The organism is Streptomyces lydicamycinicus, from assembly GCF_000829715.2.
Lineage (GTDB): Bacteria > Actinomycetota > Actinomycetes > Streptomycetales > Streptomycetaceae > Streptomyces > Streptomyces lydicamycinicus.
The window spans coordinates 703,382-720,786 of the sequence record NZ_BBNO01000007.1 but is presented as its reverse complement, the minus strand read 5'-3'; the positions used below and the strand labels follow the sequence as shown (position 1 = coordinate 720,786).

At 69.6% G+C, this 17,405-nt stretch carries 17 protein-coding genes; 9 read left to right on the top strand and 8 right to left on the bottom strand.

Annotation, left to right across the window (positions count from 1 at the left end; all coding sequences use genetic code 11):
• Positions 1-89 precede the first annotated feature (89 nt).
• Positions 90-1,097 (bottom strand): chitinase, encoded by a 1,008-nt coding sequence (locus tag TU31_RS25685; RefSeq protein ID WP_052719063.1) that lies wholly within the window; start codon positions 1,095-1,097, stop codon positions 90-92.
• 452 nt (positions 1,098-1,549) lie between these two features.
• Between TU31_RS25685 and TU31_RS25680 the strand changes: the two genes are divergently transcribed.
• Positions 1,550-3,061, top strand: coding sequence for a PepSY-associated TM helix domain-containing protein (locus TU31_RS25680; RefSeq protein ID WP_052719044.1), 1,512 nt, complete (start codon positions 1,550-1,552; stop codon positions 3,059-3,061).
• A gap of 189 nt (positions 3,062-3,250) precedes the next feature.
• On the opposite strand, the gene TU31_RS25675 is transcribed toward TU31_RS25680, so the two are convergent.
• The 3 genes from TU31_RS25675 to TU31_RS25665 form a co-directional block, all read right to left on the bottom strand.
• Positions 3,251-3,526 (bottom strand): hypothetical protein, encoded by a 276-nt coding sequence (locus TU31_RS25675; RefSeq protein ID WP_042158621.1) that lies wholly within the window; start codon positions 3,524-3,526, stop codon positions 3,251-3,253.
• A gap of 193 nt (positions 3,527-3,719) precedes the next feature.
• Positions 3,720-4,595, bottom strand: coding sequence for an alpha/beta hydrolase (locus TU31_RS25670; protein ID WP_042158948.1), 876 nt, complete (start codon positions 4,593-4,595; stop codon positions 3,720-3,722).
• Positions 4,596-4,905: 310 nt separating this feature from the next.
• Positions 4,906-5,301, bottom strand: a complete 396-nt coding sequence (locus tag TU31_RS25665) for a hypothetical protein (protein ID WP_245698706.1) — start codon at positions 5,299-5,301, stop codon at positions 4,906-4,908.
• A 395-nt stretch (positions 5,302-5,696) separates the two neighbouring features.
• Here TU31_RS25665 and TU31_RS25660 point away from each other — a divergent pair, with 395 nt between their 5' ends.
• The 3 genes from TU31_RS25660 (at position 5,697) to TU31_RS25650 (ending at position 9,109) form a co-directional block, all read left to right on the top strand.
• A complete protein-coding gene (locus tag TU31_RS25660) occupies positions 5,697-6,077 on the top strand; it encodes a peptidase inhibitor family I36 protein (RefSeq protein ID WP_042158619.1) in 381 nt (126 codons plus the stop codon).
• 489 nt (positions 6,078-6,566) lie between these two features.
• Positions 6,567-8,303 carry a sensor histidine kinase gene (locus TU31_RS25655; protein WP_245698704.1) on the top strand — a complete coding sequence of 579 codons (1,737 nt, stop codon included), beginning with the start codon at positions 6,567-6,569 and terminating at the stop codon, positions 8,301-8,303.
• Positions 8,304-8,845: 542 nt separating this feature from the next.
• The gene (locus TU31_RS25650) at positions 8,846-9,109 is read left to right on the top strand and encodes a DUF6480 family protein (protein ID WP_306304276.1); all 264 of its coding nucleotides are present in this window, start codon (positions 8,846-8,848) and stop codon (positions 9,107-9,109) included.
• A 136-nt stretch (positions 9,110-9,245) separates the two neighbouring features.
• Here TU31_RS25650 and TU31_RS25645 read toward each other — a convergent pair whose 3' ends face one another.
• The 3 genes from TU31_RS25645 to TU31_RS25635 form a co-directional block, all read right to left on the bottom strand.
• On the bottom strand, positions 9,246-9,602 hold the full coding sequence (locus TU31_RS25645; RefSeq protein ID WP_245698702.1) for a hypothetical protein: 357 nt from the start codon (positions 9,600-9,602) through the stop codon (positions 9,246-9,248).
• 104 nt (positions 9,603-9,706) lie between these two features.
• Positions 9,707-10,519: a S1 family peptidase gene (locus tag TU31_RS25640; protein WP_042158945.1), complete on the bottom strand. Its 813-nt coding sequence runs from the start codon at positions 10,517-10,519 to the stop codon at positions 9,707-9,709.
• Positions 10,520-10,846: 327 nt separating this feature from the next.
• Positions 10,847-11,563, bottom strand: coding sequence for a YqeB family protein (locus tag TU31_RS25635; RefSeq protein ID WP_042158611.1), 717 nt, complete (start codon positions 11,561-11,563; stop codon positions 10,847-10,849).
• 164 nt (positions 11,564-11,727) lie between these two features.
• Here TU31_RS25635 and TU31_RS25630 point away from each other — a divergent pair, with 164 nt between their 5' ends.
• The 5 genes from TU31_RS25630 to TU31_RS25610 all read left to right on the top strand — a co-directional run bounded on the left by TU31_RS25630 (position 11,728) and on the right by TU31_RS25610 (position 16,800).
• Positions 11,728-12,387: a TetR/AcrR family transcriptional regulator gene (locus TU31_RS25630; RefSeq protein ID WP_042158609.1), complete on the top strand. Its 660-nt coding sequence runs from the start codon at positions 11,728-11,730 to the stop codon at positions 12,385-12,387.
• A gap of 131 nt (positions 12,388-12,518) precedes the next feature.
• The gene (locus tag TU31_RS25625; protein WP_042158607.1) at positions 12,519-12,818 is read left to right on the top strand and encodes a hypothetical protein; all 300 of its coding nucleotides are present in this window, start codon (positions 12,519-12,521) and stop codon (positions 12,816-12,818) included.
• 418 nt (positions 12,819-13,236) lie between these two features.
• Entirely contained in the window at positions 13,237-14,619 is a 1,383-nt protein-coding gene (locus tag TU31_RS25620; protein WP_042158605.1) for a family 2B encapsulin nanocompartment shell protein, read from the top strand.
• On the top strand, positions 14,606-15,985 hold the full coding sequence (locus tag TU31_RS25615) for a cysteine desulfurase (RefSeq protein WP_042158603.1): 1,380 nt from the start codon (positions 14,606-14,608) through the stop codon (positions 15,983-15,985). Before TU31_RS25620 ends, TU31_RS25615 begins: the two co-directional genes overlap by 14 nt.
• Positions 15,986-16,140: 155 nt before the next feature.
• Positions 16,141-16,800, top strand: coding sequence for a hypothetical protein (locus TU31_RS25610; RefSeq protein WP_042158601.1), 660 nt, complete (start codon positions 16,141-16,143; stop codon positions 16,798-16,800).
• 54 nt (positions 16,801-16,854) lie between these two features.
• Here TU31_RS25610 and TU31_RS25605 read toward each other — a convergent pair whose 3' ends face one another.
• Positions 16,855-17,370, bottom strand: coding sequence for a hypothetical protein (locus tag TU31_RS25605; RefSeq protein ID WP_042158598.1), 516 nt, complete (start codon positions 17,368-17,370; stop codon positions 16,855-16,857).
• Positions 17,371-17,405: the final 35 nt, after the last annotated feature.

Below are 17,405 nucleotides of genomic sequence, written 5' to 3'. Positions count from 1 at the left end.
GAACGGGCGAGCGGAACCCGGTCACCGGTGAACCGCGGTGACCGGCCCCCGGTACGACGGTGCCCGGCCCGCCCATCGGCTCCCCCGGCTCAGCCCGTAAAGGCGCGCACGAACTCGTTCGTCTTCTTCCCGAGGCTCGAACAGGTCGCCACTGCCTTGAGGTTGGCGCCTCCCGGGCAGGGCTTGTCGCGGGTGACCGACCACATCGACAGCCGGCCGAGCCCCTTCTCGTCGGCGAACTTCTTGAGCTCGGCCGCGTCGTCGGGCCGGAAGACCTCGCCCTTGACGTCGTTCACGCCGATCATCGGGGTGACCGCGACGCTCTTCCACGCCGTGGCCTCGTCCCGGATGCCCAGCGCCCCCTTGATCTGCTTCTGGGTGGCGGTGGCGGCCGCGATGGCGTATTTGCCCATGTCGCCGTCGTAGTAGGTGCCGTAGTCCATGGCCATGATGTTCACGGTGGAGATCCGGGCGCCGTTCTTCTTGGCGTTCTTCAGCACCGCGACGGCGTGCCGGTTGAGGCCGGAGGGGAGCACCGGGAGGGTGACGGAGACATCCAGTTTCGTGTCCTGCTGAAGCCGGGCGATCGCCTGCGCGCGGAGGTCGTTGGCCTCGGTGTCGGTCAGCGCGGGGCCCTCGATATCGAAGTCGACCTTGGTCAGGTGGTAGGCGTCGATGACCTTGCGGTACGCGTTGACCAGCTTGTCCACCGAGCCGCAGACCCTGGCCAGTTCATTGCCGCTCTGCCCGCCGAAGGAGATCCGTACATCGCCGCCCTGTGCGCGCAGTGCGTCCGCCTGCCGCGCCACGGGGTTGGCGGCGAGCGTCTGCCTGCCGCCCCACTTGGGCACGCAGCCGCCTCCCGGCGAGACGAACGCCAGGTTGTACTCCTTCACGCCGGTCTCCTCGGCTCCCTTGACGAGATCGAACGAGGGCTTGAGCGAGGTGTCCACATATGGCGAGAACTCGGCGGTCTTCGGCGTGGGGGCGGGGCTGCTCGGCTGCGGGGAGTGCGGGGAAGGCGACACCGGATGCGGGCGCTTGGGCTTCGCCGGTTCCTCTGACGAGCAGCCGGCGAGCAGGGACGCAGCTGTCACGGCCGTCACCGCCGCGAGGGCGGTCGCCCTCCGCTTCCGGCTCCGCCGGGAAGCGTGCGCGTCTGCGGGGTGCGTCATCATCGGGCTGCCTCCAACGGTGGGGGGTGGGCAGTGCTGTTCGGACCTGGGGCACGGGGGGACGGGCGGAAGACTCCGTCTGCCACGGGCCGGATCCGGGGACTTCGGGCGGTGCGTGCGGGAGGGAAGGACCCGGCGCAGCAGCCCACACAGCACACGCGACATCAGCACGTCAGCAGGTAAGGTCGGCCCGTTTGTCATGGCCGCCATCGTGCCATCCGGTGCCGACACATCTTGAGGTGGGTGCGGGCCGGACAGCCCGCTGTATGGGACAGCTCACATCACCCGCGGGAACTCATCCTCCGGTCCGTCCGACTCCCTGAGCGGTACCGGCAGCGGGCCGGGCCACCTGATCTACGAGCCGGGAGCCCCGCGTGTCCACTGAACAACGTCTCGCACCGAGCGGTGCACCGGACTCCCCGGACACCCCGGACACCATCGGCTCCGGGGAGGAGCGGGCGGTCCTGCGTGCCGGGTGGGCCGCGCTCCGTCCGCTGGTGTTGCGTCTGCACTTCTACGCCGGGGTGCTGATCGCGCCCTTCCTGCTCGTCGCCGCGGTCACCGGGCTGCTGTACGCCGGTTCCTTCCAGGCGGAGAAGTTCGTTTACGCGCATGAGCTGAGCGTGCCGGTCGGTAAGGCCGAGCGGCCGCTGTCGCAGCAGGTCGCCGATGCCCGCAAGGCCCATCCCGAGGGCAAGCTCGCCGCCGTACGCCCGGCACCGCGGCCCGGGGACACCACCCGGGTCCTGCTGTCCGACGTACCGGGCGTCTCCGCCGACCACCAGCTCGCCGTCTTCGTCGACCCCTACACCGGGAACATCAGAGGGGCTCTGGAGACGTACGGTTCCACGGGCGCGCTGCCCCTGCGCACCTGGCTCGACGCCCTCCACCGCGACCTGCACATGGGCGAGACCGGCCGGCTCTACAGCGAACTGGCCGCCAGCTGGCTGTGGGTGGTCGCCGGAGGCGGGGTGGCGCTGTGGATCGGCCGTCAGCGCGGGAACCGCCGGCTGCGGGCGCTCGCGCTGCCGGACCGCACCGCGACCGGCCGCCGCCGGACCCTCTCCTGGCACGGTGCGGTCGGCCTGTGGGCCGCGCTCGGTCTGGTCGCCCTCTCCGCGACCGGTCTGACCTGGTCCGCGTACGCCGGGGCGAACATCGGCGAACTCCGGGAGTCCCTGGGACAGGCGACCCCGACCGTTTCGACGGCCGTGGCCGAGCAGCACGCCGGACACGACGGCTCCTCGGGTATGCCGGGAATGCCTGACATGCCGAGCATGGATGAGTCGAAGGGAAATCGGTCGGGCGGATCCGCACCCGCGGACGTGGGCATCGACAAGGTGCTGCGAACGGCCCGCGCCCAGGGCCTCACCAACCCCGTCGAGATCGGTCTGCCGACGGACCAGGGCACCGCCTATGTCGTCAAGCAGGTGCAGCGCAGCTGGCCGGAGAAGCAGGACGCCCTCGCCGTGGACCCGGCCACCGGCAAGGTCACCGACGTCTCACGCTTCGCCGACTACCCCGTCCTGGCCAAGCTCACCCGCTACGGCATCGACCTGCACACCGGCACCCTTTTCGGCCTCGCCAACCAGATCGCGCTGGCCGCGCTCGCCCTCGCCCTGATCTTCCTGATCCTCTGGGGCTACCGGATGTGGTGGCAGCGCCGCCCCACCCGCGACCGTGCACTGTCCTTCGGGCGTCCGCTTCCGCGCGGCGCGTGGCGGCAGGTGCCGCTGCCCGTACTCATTCCGCTCGTGGCGGCCGTAGGGGTGGTGGGCTGGCTGGTGCCACTGCTGGGCATTTCGCTGGTCGCGTTCCTGGCCGTGGACATCACTCTCGGAGCGCTCAGCCGCCGTCGCCGGGTACCCGCCACCACTGTGGACTGACGGCTTTGGCGGCTTTGGCCGCATGGCCACCGTCGGGTGACCTCCGACGGCATGGGGGAACTGGTGGCGACCTCCGCACGGGGAGCGTCCGCCCGATGATCGCGCCGGCCCGCCGTAATCCGGCGGGCCGGCGGGCGGTCGATGCCCGGCCTCGGCGTCACCGTGGCCGTATCGGGCCGTAAGGCCAGGTCACGCGTCCCGCATCTCCGCCAGCCGGAACGGCCCCGCCGCGCCGGGACCGAACATCACCGGCAGGTTGCGGCCCAGCGGTACGACGACGAGCGGCTCGTCACGGTACTCCCTGAGGAATTTCTCCAGGGGCTCCCAGATCAGGCTCCGGTACCCGGACTCGGTCCGCTGATGCTCAAAGGAGAGGGTCAGTGCGGAGTCCATCACGGTGACGCTCACCGCGTCGACCTCCAGCCACTCTCCACCGATCCAGGCCTCAAGCCTTACGTATGACATGCCGCAAGGGTGCCCCGCGCCACACCCGCCTCGCAAACCGCACCACGCCCCTGGCGACAAACGCCGCCCGGCCGGCGCCGTGCCGCGTCGTCACCCGGCTCGCAGTGCGTCCTCGCAGGTCGGCCATGGGGCACTCGGCCGGGGCCGACCTGCTCCGTACAGGATCAGCTGCTACCACCGATGGACGCGGGGGTCACACCTGGCGCTCGTCCCCGGCGCGCCAGGGTTCGGCGAGTTCACCCAGGACGCGGGCCGCCGGTGCCGGGTCGATCAGCCACTTCAGGTGGCTTCCCTCCAGGGTGCGGACGTCGTACGGGTTGTCCGGCGTCAGCGCGTCGCCCTCGCGGATCAGCCGGTCCTGTAGGGCGAGCGGCAGGGTCGCGTCCTCGGCCAGACGCACGAAGGTCTTCGGGATGCGGCCCCAGGTCGCGGCCTGCGCCCGGTCGGCGGAGGTGCCGACGTCCAGGTTCTCGTCGGGCTGAAAGGTGTTCAGGAAGGTCAGGAACTCCTCGTCGGTGCCGTCGGTGAGGAGGACCTCCTTGAACGCCGCGAGGGCGGCCGGGTCCGCGGTGCGGAAGTTGATGCGCAGCAGGCCGAGTTCGGCCGGGTTCCCGGCCAGCGCCATCGCCAGGGAACCGGCGTCGACCGTGGCCATCTCCGGCTCGGCGTAGTAGTCGTTGACGTCGAGATCGACCGGGCACCATGCCGAGACATAGACGATGCGGTCGATCAGGTCCGGCCTTGCGTTGGCCGCCGCGGTGGCCGTGATGCCGCCACGGCTGTGGGAGACGAGGATCACCGGCCCGTTCTCCTTGGCCCGCTCCAGGACTCCGATCAGGTGCGCGACGTTGTCGGCGAGCGTGACGCCCTTGATCGCGCCGGGCACGGCGGCGAGCCCTTCGAGATCCTGCGGCGCCTGATAGGCGCGCGAGTAGGTGGCCCCGAATCCGTGGCCGGGCAGGTCGACGGCGACCGAACGGTGTCCGAGGAGGCCGAGTTCGGCCTGGAGCGGCGCGAAGCAGAAGGAGTTCGAGAAGGCTCCATGAACCAGTACGAAGGTCGGTTGCATCTTGTTCTTACTCACTTTCTTGCCGCCGAGTGTCCGCCCGCACACACCGCACCACTTCCCGGCGCCGCAGGCCGCCTCGCGGCCGAGGAAGGGGCCGTCGTCCTGCGCACCGTCCGCACCGCAGGGACATTTCGCGCGTGGCAGGCGCCACACGACCAAGCGCGGAGTCTCGAGCGCAGCGCGCGGACGGTTGCCCGGTATCCGAGGGTTCACCCTACTCAACGGAAGATCATCCGCACTACTTGTTTTGAGCTCCTCCGCCTCCTCCACCTTCTTTGCCTTCTCCGGCCGAAGTTCGGAGCGCCAGCGCCTAATTGGTGAGATGCCGTCGGACGAAGGGGGCCGTTCCCAGGACGAGCACGGCGAAGGCGAGCAGCCGTTGGAGCCCGGGTTCCGCGGCGAGGCTGCTGTGCTGGATGCCGTAGGCCGCGTACGCATTGGCGGCGAGGTCGGTCGTCATGATGGCGCAAGCGAGGTCTGCCCCGTGACGCTTGCCGCTGATCAACAGAGCAGCCGCGAGCGGGTCGAGGAGCGCCAGCGAGGACCAGTACAAGTTGAGCCACCTCGGAGCCCAGTCATAGACCTGAAGTCCGTGGCGGAGCAGGTCGGTGACATGCGCGACGGCGCCCACCAGGAGCAGAACGGCCGCGATGGCGCACACCACTGTCACCACCCACCGCGGGGTGCGGTACATCCAGGCAAACACGTCCCGGATCGTCTCAGCCGTGCGTGCGTTCCGTCAGGCAGCTGCGAAGACCGGAGAACGGGAACGGGTGCCCGGCCGGTGCCGGTTGCGCATGCCGGTCCCGTTGCGAAGGCGGTGTCGGACGTTGTGCCGCGAGGCGTCGGAGCGCGGCGCGCCGCGTACGCCCGGTACATACGCTGCCGCGCTCCAACAGCTGGTGGTCCGGCGCGAAATGCCCTGAGGACGGCCGCGGGCCCGGACCATACTGGTGCTTCGTCAGGCCGCCCGGCGCCCTTCGCGGGCCGACCCTCCCACGCCACCCACCAGCCGTGGCTCTCCCGCCCCGACGCGATCCTTTCCCAGCCGGTCCACCGCGGCGTGACGTTCCCACCCTCACCACGAAAAGGACCTTCGCCATGCGTCGTCTTCACTCGCTCGCCATCACCGCAGCCGCCCTGGCCACCGCCTTCGCTGCCGCGCCCCTCGCCACCGCGGCCCCCACGGCACCGGCCGGCCTGGCCGCCTTCAACTGCTCCTCCGGGTACTTCTGCATCTACAGCGACTGGAACGGTGGCGGCACCCGCTGCCAGTGGTCACAACCCAGCAAGGCGAACACGGCCGACAACTGTTCCTTCATCCAGCGGGGCCAGAACGTGCGCTCCGTATGGAACAACACCGGACACCGTGTGCAGTACTACACGCAGACCAACTACCACGCACGCGTCGGCTCCACGCCCTCCCACGCGGGCGGCAACTTGCAGGGCAACTACCAAATCCGTTCCTTCAGGCCGCAATAGGCCGGGAGGGGGGCCGGTGCCGGCCGCGGGGTTTGCCCCAACGCGAGTGCTGTGAGCCCCCGTTGGAGGGGAGCGTACGGAGCACGGGGCGGGACGCCGACCAAAGGCACCCTCTCCCCCGCGCCCGCCGGGGGCAGCAGGTCACGACAGCTCGTCGTGTTCCCAGCGCCCGGCGGTGTGCGCTATGCCTCGCCCCGGCTGTCGTGGGCATCCGGCATGGGGCGCACAGGGTCCGCAGCCCGCGACGCGGCACCGCCGGGCAGCGGCGGGCGTCGGCGGGCAGTGGAGGCAGCGGCGGGCGTCAGCGGCGGGTCTCCCTCCGAGCCCGGTTGGAGGTCCGCTTCCCGCCGCCAGCGAGCCGCGTGCCCGGGCACTTCGGCGTACTGAGCTGTTCCCGGGCCTGCACAAAGACCCTCGCCGGAGGGTCCGGACCGGGCGGGGGCGACGTAACATACCGGGAATTGTCCGCACGTCCGTTTGGTCGCCGATATGTCCGCCAAGGTTGCCGGCCCCGCCGCCGCGCCCGCCCCCCTGCCGGACCGGGCGCCGCCCGCTCCGGGCCCGCTCTTCCGGCTTCCTGCGCTTCCCCGGTGGTGGCGGCCGTGGGGCGCGATCGCCCTGGACGTGCTGATAGCCATGGCCTGTGCGCCGTTCGACGCGCAGTTCCGCACTGCCTTCCCCGAGGGACACATACAGAGCCTGCTGCCCCAGAGCTGGGCGATGTGGTGCACGGTCGTGGCCGCTCTGCTGCTGGTGCTGCGGCGCCGATTCCCTGTGGCGGTCGCCGCGGTCATCACCGGCGGTCTCCTCCTGGGGACCGGCTCCGTCCTGGCCACGATGGTGGCGTACTACTCGCTGGCCCGGCACACCCCGCGGCTGCGTACGGTGTTCATCGCCGCGCCGACGGGCTTGTTGCTCATTCTGGGCATCGCCGCATTGCATCTGCGGCAGTACGCCCCACGTCACGGGACGGCCTTCGCTCAGGAGACGATGCTCCTCGTCTTCGCCGGTCTGATCGCGGTGGTGCTGCCCGTCCTGGCCGGCCTCTACCCGAGAACTCCGCGGCAGCCCTGGTGGTGGGAGCACCGGAGCGCGATGCTGTTCGACATCCTGCTCGTGCTGTTCTTCCCGCTGGCGAATCCGATCGCGCTGGTCAGCGGCCTCAACGGCTCGGAGAACGATCCACTGCTGCTGCCGGCTCCGGTGGTCGTCATGCTCGTGACGGTGCAGGGAGTGGCGCTGATCTGGCGGCGGCGGTATCCGGACGCGCTCGCCGCGGCCTCGGTGCTCCTCATCCCGCTCGTACTGCCGTCCTTCAGCATCCTCCCCGTCAGTCTCTACGCGCTGGCGAAGTACGGGGCGTCGCGGCGCAATCTCCTCCTCGGCTCCGGCGCGGCGGCCGTGGTTCTCGTCGTGTGGACCATGATCGCCACGCATTTCAAGGCCGAGGCGTTCGTGCCCTATTCGATCTTTCTCGTGGTGCCCTCCGTGGTCGTGCCGGTGCTGTTCGGCATGTACCGGGGGGCCAAGCGGAGTCTGATGGTGACCCTCCAGGACCGGGCGGACCGGCTGGAACGGGAGCAGCACCTCCTGGCATCGCAGGCCCGGATGGAGGAGCGCACCCGCATCGCCCGGGAAATGCACGATGTGGTCTCCCACCGGGTGAGCCTGATGGTGGTCCACGCCGGGGCGCTGGAGGCGGGGGCCGGCGGCACCGGGGTGGCCTCGGACACCGGCCGTCTGATCGGGGACATGGGCCGGCAGGCGCTGAACGAGCTGCGGCAGGTACTCGGGGTGCTGCGCCTGGACGACGGGGACCAGCAGGTTCCGCTCTCCCCGCAGCCGACACCGGACGACATCGCGACCCTCGTGGAGGAGTCGCGGGCCGCCGGGATGCGCATCGCCTTCGACGTCATCGGCGAACCGCCGGCCGCGGACTCCACGGTCCAGCCCACCCTGTACCGGGTGATCCAGGAAGGGCTGACCAATGCCCGCAAGCACGCGGGCAAGGTGGCCGCCCGGGTGGAGGTGCGGTATCAGAAGGACACGGTGCGAGTGATCGTGGAGAACGAGGCCCCGGACGGACCGGTACCCACCCTGCTGCCGAGCGGAGGCCACGGTCTGGTGGGCCTGGGCGAACGGGTAACCGTCCTCGGCGGCACCTTCGAGGCCGGACCACTGGAATCCGGCGGCTTCCGCATCACCGCCACGGTTCCCCTTCGGTGAGCGCCGTGCGCCCCTCTGGTGGGCGTCGTTCGCCCCTGGTGGACCCCGCTTCCCGTCGGTGAGCACCGTTCGCCCTTGGTGCGCGCCGCATCCCGTCGGTGAGCACCGTTCGCCCTTGGTGCGCGCCGCATCCCGTCGGTGAGCAGCGCTTCCTGTTGGTGAGCGCCGACCCCCATCGGTGAGCGTTTGTGCCGCTGTGCGGGGAGCCGTGATCCCTCGCTGGGGTCCTGCCGCCTCGGCGGCCCCCGTGGCCCTTCGATGGGGCGCCCCGCCGCAACGCGAGGCACCGGGCGGCATCGCCGGGCGCCAGGCGGCACCGCGGGGCGTCGCCCCCTTCGGCTGGGCCCCGCCGCCCCGCCGGGCGACACCCCTGGACAGCGCGCCCCTTCGCCGAGCACCCTTTCCGTGACGTTCCCCCTGCGAGGCGGGCGCGGGCGCGTGCGCGGAAGGCTGCCCCGCCCGCCCCTAGCACCTAAGCAGCGCATCCGCAGAGAGAGCAGTAACCCGCATCCGCATGGCCCAACCCGCGCCGCCACCCATCGATGAATCCGGTCGATATCGGGCAAGCTTCCAGTATGGGTACTCAATATCCGGAACCGGATCCACGCAACGCACCAGGCCTCGGGCCCGGTGACGGGGTGCCGCCCGAGGAAACGCCCGCGGGCGAGGGCAGCACAGGGGCCGAAACCGGTCCCCGCGACAAGCAGACGCGCGGCTGGGCCAAGGGCCCCGCCATCGCCCTCGGCATCCTCGTCGTGCTCTGTGCGGCATTCTTCATCGCTTACGCCGTGATCGTAGCGCTGTAACTCTCGGTGAGCCGAAGCACCGGCGCCCCGCCCGTTGGGGCGGCGCACCCAGCCGGTCGTCGCGGTGCCCCCTCGGACTGCGCCCTTCAGGTGGCGCCGATGACCACGACCACGCCTTGGTCAGACACTGCGAGCGCTACAACAGACCGGCGATGCTCGGCGGGGCAAAGACGTGCCGGGCGCGGTGTTCCAGGACGAGGACTTCCGGCATCTGCCGGCTCTCGTCGGACGTGCACCTGTCGCAGGACGGATCGATGTCGGGAACGTCCGGAGCATGGTGGGTGGCGATGTGCCGGGCGAGCCGGATCTGAGTGGACACCACCGTGTCGAGGGGGTCGTAGTCCACCCCCGGCTCCCCTTCCTCCCGTGCGGCATTCACCACCTCGGGCGCGTGCTTCATCGCCTTGTACAGCTCGGTGCACTCCTGGCAGCTCCACATCCATGAAGGAGGCAGCGGCCACTCATCGGCACCAGGCACGTCACTGGAATCCATGCCCGTCACCGTAGCGAGCTGCCGACGCCGCGGGCAGCAGATCAGCCGAATCCCCCCTCCTGAGCAGCATCCTTCGCTGCACACTCATTTCCCGAACAACACACCTATGCCGATGTCACCCCTGCCATGAGCGCCGGAACGTCGGCGAACGCGGCGTCAGCGGCCTGGCCGCAGACCTTGCCGGCCGTTTCGCCGGCGAAGCTGAAGACGCCGACCAGTTCAGGGCCGCGACGTCCCCATATGACGAGGGGGCTGCCACTGTCTCCGAAGCACATGGTCGTCTCGCCGCCGGATATGTCACGGGCGCAGAAGACCGAGACCTCGTCCACTGTGGCGGGCGTCTGGGCGGCGCATTGCGCATGGGTGCGGACGGTGAGGTCGCCGCGGCGGAGTACATCACCGCGGATCTCCTTCCCCGGCTGGGAGGGGTCGGGTGCGGCAGTGGTGCCGTGACTGAAGAGGGACACAGGGGTGCCGGGAAGCGGCCGGTGGTGCGCGATGCGGAGCGGCTTGACGCCTCGGACCGGAGCGCTGAGGCGGATCTCCGCCATGTCGTCGGCCGCCGAGGAGAGTGCGACGTTGTCGGGGTCCGCGGGGGAGGGCAGCAGTTCGTACCGGGGGTGGGCGGTGACGCTGCGGATGTCGCGTACGGTGCCGGGGTCCTGCGACAGGACCGAGGACCCGATGTGCACCTCCGCCCGCCGCGTGTCCTGTCCGTCGAGGCAGTGGGCCGCGGTCAGGACTCGGTCGGGAGCGATCAGCGCACCACCGCACGAGGCGCGTTGCAGCAGCGGGGCATCACCCTTCACCGCCAGGGTCGCCAGCCACGGGGCCGCGCCGCGCTGCGGCAACGGCGTGCCCCCGGACATGGCGTGCACCGGACTGCCCGTGCTCACACTCAGCGCCACAGCAGCCATGACCGCACCGAGCACCGCCCCCGTACGACTCCGCCGATCACGCCACACCTGTCGCCGCTGCGCTTCTTCGCTCACTTCGCTCCCCCGTCTCCCGCACCTCGTCTCGGGTGCCATGAGTCGAAATTAGCGGCGGGGACGGCGGAAGTAGTCAGACCGTGGTCGCGTCAGTGGTCATACTCCGGGGCGAACACCCCTGACCCACCGTCAGGGTTGCTGCCGACGGACTCCGCGAGGGACCGAGCAGAGGACGAAAAACCGCTGGTGAGACGGGTGATCAACCAGTAGGGGACCGAAGTCACCTCAGCCCGGCCACTCAGCCCCACCACCTCACCCCCGCCCCCGAATCAACCTCCAGTGCTGACGCCGCCTTTCGTCCCGCACGACAACCCCCAGCCTGGCCAACTCCTCGCGCAGCTCCCGGAGATCCTCGGCGGAGCTCTTCTTTTCGAGGAGCCGTGCGCGGGCCTTGAGCAGCGCGTTGGCTTCCTGTGACAGTCCCGGCATGTCCGGCACCCAGCGCCGGAAGTCGTCCTTGTAGGGGTCCTCGTCCACCCAGGCGTAGCCGTGCGCCCTGAAGGCATCGGCGACACGCTGGGCGTCCAGATCACAGGTCTCCCGGGCGAGTTCACCCTCGTCGTCGCCAAGCAGCACGAGTTGTCTGCCGTCCAGGAACGCCTGGACGACACGGTCGCGCGCGAACTCCTGGTCCTTCTTCTTCCGGGTAAAGGTGATCCGCTCGGCCGATACGACGACGGAGAGCTCCTCGTGCTGGGCGATGAGGCCCACGATCAGCCCCAGGACCGTCCCGGCGGAGAGCAGGCCAACGGTGAGCCAGGGCTCCGGAACCGAGGCCAGGAGTTTGGCCGGCCCTTGCATCGGCGCCCAGGGCAACGTCACCAGCCACTCCGCCAGGATCTTGACCAGCCAGCCGGCCCCGGCTCCCAGCAGCATGAGGACGACATAAACAAGCACCGTCATCCAGGCCGGTTGGGTCAGCACCCTGACCTTGTCCGTCCGGTGGCGCTGCGGGAGCAGCTCATCCATGGGTGGTGTCCCCCTTGAAGCAGTCTGCGTCGCCGCGGCCGACGGAAGCCGACGCGGTGCGGTGCAGGAGCGGACACGAATCATAAACCGAGCGCGCGATCTATTATTGGCGAACGGCGAAGGAGCCGTCCGTCAGCTGAAGCGGCCAGTCATAAGGTGATGCCATGAGGACGATCGATCCGGCGAAACATGCAGCGCGGCGTCAGCACATCGTGAACGCGGCGTGCGAGCTGTTCGCCACGCAGGGTTTCGAGCGCACCACGACGGCGCAGATCTGCAAGGCCGCCGGGATGAGTTCGGGGAATGTGTTCCACTACTTCCCCAACAAGCGCGCGATCTTCATCGCCCTCCTCCAGGACGACAAGGACGAGAAGGCGGAGCGGTTGGCCGCGGCGAAGGCCGGCGCCGACCCATGGGCCGCCCTCCTGGATGTCGTACGCTTCCTGGCCGCACCCGCCGCGGAACCCCTGGCACCGCCACTGGTGATGGAGGCCATGCTTCAGGCGCACCGCGACCCCGAGCTCGCGGAACTCCTGAGCCAGGACAACACCGACGAGCACACCGTGATCACGGAACTGCTTACCAAGGCCGCCGCGGCCGGTCGGATCGACCCCGACCTCGATCCGGGCCACGCCGCCTCATGGGTCATGGCCCTCGTCGCCTCGATGTACACCAGCGCGGCCACCGAGCCGTCCTTCGACCCGGCCGGGCAACTGCCCACCCTGCTCCTCATCCTGGAACGGTTCCTGCGCGGCGAGCCACATGAGCACCGGACCGGAGGAGCACCGCCACGGGAAACCAACGCATCGGCGGTAGCACGGTGAGCTGACTCCCCACGCGCAGACGCCGGCCACCGAAGCCGGACCATCACCAACTCCCCCTCGGGGGCACACCCCTTGGGCCCACCCCACACCGATCCACCCGCCCCACCACCCACCAAAGGACGACCCCACCCGTGAAAAAGAGCGCGATAGCCGGCGGCTGCCTCCTCGGTCTCTTCGTGATCGCCTGCGCCTACAAGGGCGGCGTCGACACCAGCGACCCGCTGAGTCTCGCCGAATACAAGAAGATCAAGGCCGGCAGCAGCGAGAAAGCCCTGTTCGCCTACACCAACACGTGCCGGCAGAACAGCGCTTCCGAGCGCGCCGATGACTACCCGACCACCTGGACGTGCTACGGCGCCGACGGCAGCAGCGCGGTGTTCTTCTATTCCGAGGGCGTGATGTTCAGCAAGTCGCAGACCGGGCTGGTGTGAGGGCGGTGCACCGCCCGCCCGGCCGCCTCTCCCCCACCGTGTGCAACAGCCATGCCTCCTCACGGAGTTGAGGCATCCGCGCGTCATGAGACAGCGTCATAAGCCTGCCTTTAGGAAATACAAAGCACCGTTATGAGGGTAAATCCCGTCGTAAATCAGGCTTCAGGTGATGTCACACGAGAGATCCGGGTGCCCTCTCACGCGCCTCCGCGACATTACTACGCAAGGTAGCGGCGCTGGAACGGCAGGTAATCGCGCAGGTATTCGGGGTTGCGTCTGCGGCGCAGCGAGCATTTCCGGCCGCGCGCCGGCGGACAACTGGTTGCGAGCGGTGGGCTTCGACCAGACGATTCAGACTCCCGCGTGCCGGTCGGCCGAGTGCCGGCCGAGCGGCATGCCCGTAGGCGAGGAGGTCCTGATGAACGACCAGACTAGTCTCAGCCCGGATGCAGCACGGCAACTCGCGACCACGACCAAGACCAGCCCGCAGATGCGCGGCATCACCCCGCGCTATCTCCTGCGGGCCCTGCCATGGGTGGATGTGGAAGCCGGTGTCTTCCGCGTCAACCGCCGCCGGACCTACGTCCTCGGCGACGATCGCATCAGCATCCACAACGACGGTGGTTCGCCCCGCGTCATCCCCGGCGACCTGCGGGAGTTGCCGTATCTGCGGGATGCCGACGACGCCCTGCTCTCCGAACTCGCGGGCTCCTTCACGGAAGTCAGCTTCGAGGCCGGACAGATGCTGGCGCAGGACGGCGATGCCCACGACAAGCTGTGGGTAATCGCCCAGGGCCGCGCCGAGAAGCGGGTGAGCGGCCGCTACGGCGAGGATGCCGTGCTCGAAGTGATCGGCGACGGCCAGTTCTTCGACCTCGACGCCTGGACCCGCTCCGAGCCCCTGCCGTACCGCGTCCGCGCGCTCACCCCCGGTGTGGCGCTGTGTGTCGAGCGCAGTGTGCTGGAAGGGCTGTGTGAACGCGACACCGCAGTGCGGGGAGCGATGGATGCCTACCTCTCGGCGGACGGCATGCTGCCGGGCGCCGAGGTGCCGGTCGATCTCAGTTCCGGGCACATCGGCGAACCCGACCTTCCCGCGACATTCGTCGACTACGAAGACACGCCCCGCGAGTACCACATGAGCCTCGCCCAGACCGTGTTGCGCGTGCACACCAGGGTTTCCGACCTCTACAACGGGCCCATCGACCAGATCCGGGCCCAGTCCAACCTCACCGCGCACGCCCTGCGCGAGCGGCAGGAGGCCTCGCTGCTCAACCACCCGGAGTTCGGTCTCTTCAACAATGTGGCTCCCGGGCAGCGGGTCCAGGCCCGCACCGGTTCCCCGACCCCCGACGATCTGGACGAGCTGCTGACCCGGGTCTGGAAGCAGCCCGGCTACTTCCTCGCGCACCCGAGGGCCATCGCCGCGTTCGGCCGGGAGTGTACGCGTCGGGGTGTGCCCCCGGTCATCGACAACCGGTTCGGCAGTCCGCTGCTGAGCTGGCGCGGTGTCCCGCTGCTCCCCTCCGACAAGGTGCGGTTCTCCGGCAATGCGGGTGTCGGTACCACCGAGATCCTGCTGATGCGGGTGGGCGAGGCCGAGCAGGGCGTGGTGGGTCTGCGTCCCGCGAAGGTGGAGGACGAGGTGGAGCCCGGTCTGTCGATGCGGAACATGGGCGTCGACCAGAAGGGCATCACGTCGTACCTGATGACGGCGTACTTCAACACGGCGGTGCTGGTGGAGGACGCCGTCGCGGTGCTCCAGAACGTCGAGGTCTCCAACTACTATGACTACTCCTGACGTCGTCCGGGGTCTGTGGCCCGGGGCGCCGACTCCGAACCTCCTCGGCGACGGTCTGTTGTCGCCCGATCCGGCCACGGTCCCGGTCACGGAACCGGCCGTCCCGGCCGCCCACCCCGCACAGTTCACCGGGCTCCCCGGTCAAACGGCCGCCTTCTCACCGGAGTTGGCCCGACGCGATGTCCCGATCCTGCACCGGACCATGAACGGACACCCGCTGGTCTGGCTGGACAACGGGGCCACCACACAGAAGCCACGCCAGGTGATCGAGGCACTGGCCGGCTTCTACGGATCCGCCAACTCCAATATCCACCGCGGTGCGCACACCATGGCCCGCGAGGCCACAGAGGCGTACGAGGCGGGCCGGTCGGCGGTCGCCCAGTTCCTGGGGGCGCCGTCACCGGAGGACATCGTCTTCGTACGCGGCACCACCGAGGCCATCAATCTCGTCGCCCAGACCTGGGGCAGGGCCAACCTCGGTCCCGGGGACGACATCCTGGTGCCGGTGCTGGAACACCATTCGAATATCGTCCCCTGGCAGTTGATCGCCCAGCAGACCCGGGCCCGGGTGGTACCCGTACCACTGCAACCGGACGGGCAGATCGACCTCACCGCGTACGACGATCTGCTGTCCATGCGCACCCAGCTCGTCGCGCTCAGCCAGGCGTCGAATGTGCTCGGCACCGTCCCGCCGGTACGCGAGATGACCGCTCTCGCCCACCGCTACGGGGCCAAGGTCCTGGTGGACGGGGCTCAGGCGGTGGCACACTTCCCCGTCGATGTGCAGGACCTGGACGCCGACTTCTATGTGTTCTCCGGCCACAAGCTGTACGCCCCCACGGGCATCGGCGCGCTGTATGTGAAACCGGAGATCCTGCGGGACATGGCGCCGTGGCAGGGCGGCGGCAACATGATCGAGTCGGTCGACTTCACCCGTACCACCTATGCCCCCGTCCCTCATCTGCTGGAGGCCGGCACCGGTCACATCTCCGGCGTGGTCGGTCTGCTGGCCGCCCTGAACTGGCTGACCTCCTTCGACCGCGACGCCATCGCCGCCTACGAGACCTCGCTGATGGCGTACGCACAACAAGCCCTGGCGACGGTCCCGGGACTTGAGTTGCTGGGCTCCGCGCCCGACCGTATCGCCGTACTGACCTTCACCCTGGCCGGCCACGACCCGTCGGAGATCGCCGCCTGGCTGGACCGGGACGGGATCGCCATCCGGGCCGGACACCACTGCGCCCAGCCGGCGCTGGCCCACTACGGCCTGGCGAGCGCGGCCCGTGCCTCACTCGCGCTTTACAACACATCCGAGGAGGTGGACAAGCTGGTGGCCTCACTACAGCAGCTGCAACAGGCCGCCTGACGCTCCGTCCGTCCGACGCCGCCGACCGGTCATCGCCGGTCGGCGGCGTCGGCACGAGTGCTTCCGTTCCGGACGGCTTGCGGCGGCCGGCCGCCGCTGACCGCGTGCACGGTTCATACTGGGAGCCAGACCGCAAATGAGGGGGAACCGAAGCCATGACGTGGTCGCCGGACGAGGTGGAGCCGCCGCACCGGGTCGAGGACGTGTCGTCCGCCCGCTGGATCGAGGAGAGCGTCGGCGGGTTCGACAGTGGTGTCCATGCCCTGCTGCCGGCCGGGTTCGAAGCGTACGTACGGCTGCTGCATCCCAGCGAGCCGTCGGACGGCCGGTTCGAGCGGTGGGCGGAGGTGGCCCAGCGGTCGGGGCGCGACCTGCACCCCCTGGCGCGCTTCGAGGACGTGGCCGGCCCGGGTGACGAGCCGCCGTGGCAGGGTTCGCTGCCCCCGCATGTGCTGGCGGCCTTGTGCTCGGTGCTGGCAGCGGAAACCGACACCCCGCGGCAGTGCCTCTTCGGGCTCTGGGAAGGGTGGGGCTGGTCCGACGCCGGCGGGCCGATGGTGCAGTTGAGCGGACGTGCCTACGCGCTGTACGAGGGGCCGATCGAGGCGGCGCTGGCCACGGGAGACCGGAGTGCGGGGGTCTTCTTTCCGCAGTCGCCGAATCTGTGGTGGCCACAGGACCGGGCCTGGTGCGTCGCCACGGATGTGGATCTCGACTCCACCTACATCGGTGGGTCCGCCCGCCTGGCCGAGCGGCTGGCGGGCGAACCGGCCATCGAGGTGGTTCCGGTAGCGCTCGACGACCGGCTCGGTTGAGCCGGTCGTCGAACACCTCTCCTGCACGCCCGGACGCCTGCCCGGACGGCGGGGTCAGCGCTTCTTGCAGGCGTTGATCCGGACCGTCGCGCTGGTGTGCTTCACCTGCTTGGTGTGCGGGGTGTAGCCGGGCGGGAAGGTGACCACGCCGACGGAGTAGCCGGTGTAGTTCTGCCGCTTGATGCAGCGCCGCGCGGCGTTCTGGCTCACCTTGTTCCGTCCGCGGTTGACCTTGGCGCCGCTCTGCTTGTACAGCGTTCCGTTCTTGTACAGGCCGACACGGAGGGCCAACTGCGCCACCGACTTGCTGCACTTGATGTCGGCGGTGACGTTCACCATGTGCCGGTTGTCGGCGTGCGCGTGGTGGGAGTAGTGCGGGAGATGCGTGGTGATCTTGCAGGTGATCACGTCACCGCTGCGGGCGTCCATCGTGCGTACGGTGGTGGCGCCGGTCGCGGTGTCGGGCCCCGGCCCGGCCGGTGTCGAGGCACCGGCGGTGCCCGCTCCCATGGTCAGTGCCAGCACGCCGGTCAGCGCTCCGGAAAGCAGTGTTCGCTGTACGGTCCTCATTGAAATTCCCCCTGTGTAGCGCCCGTTGGGACGCT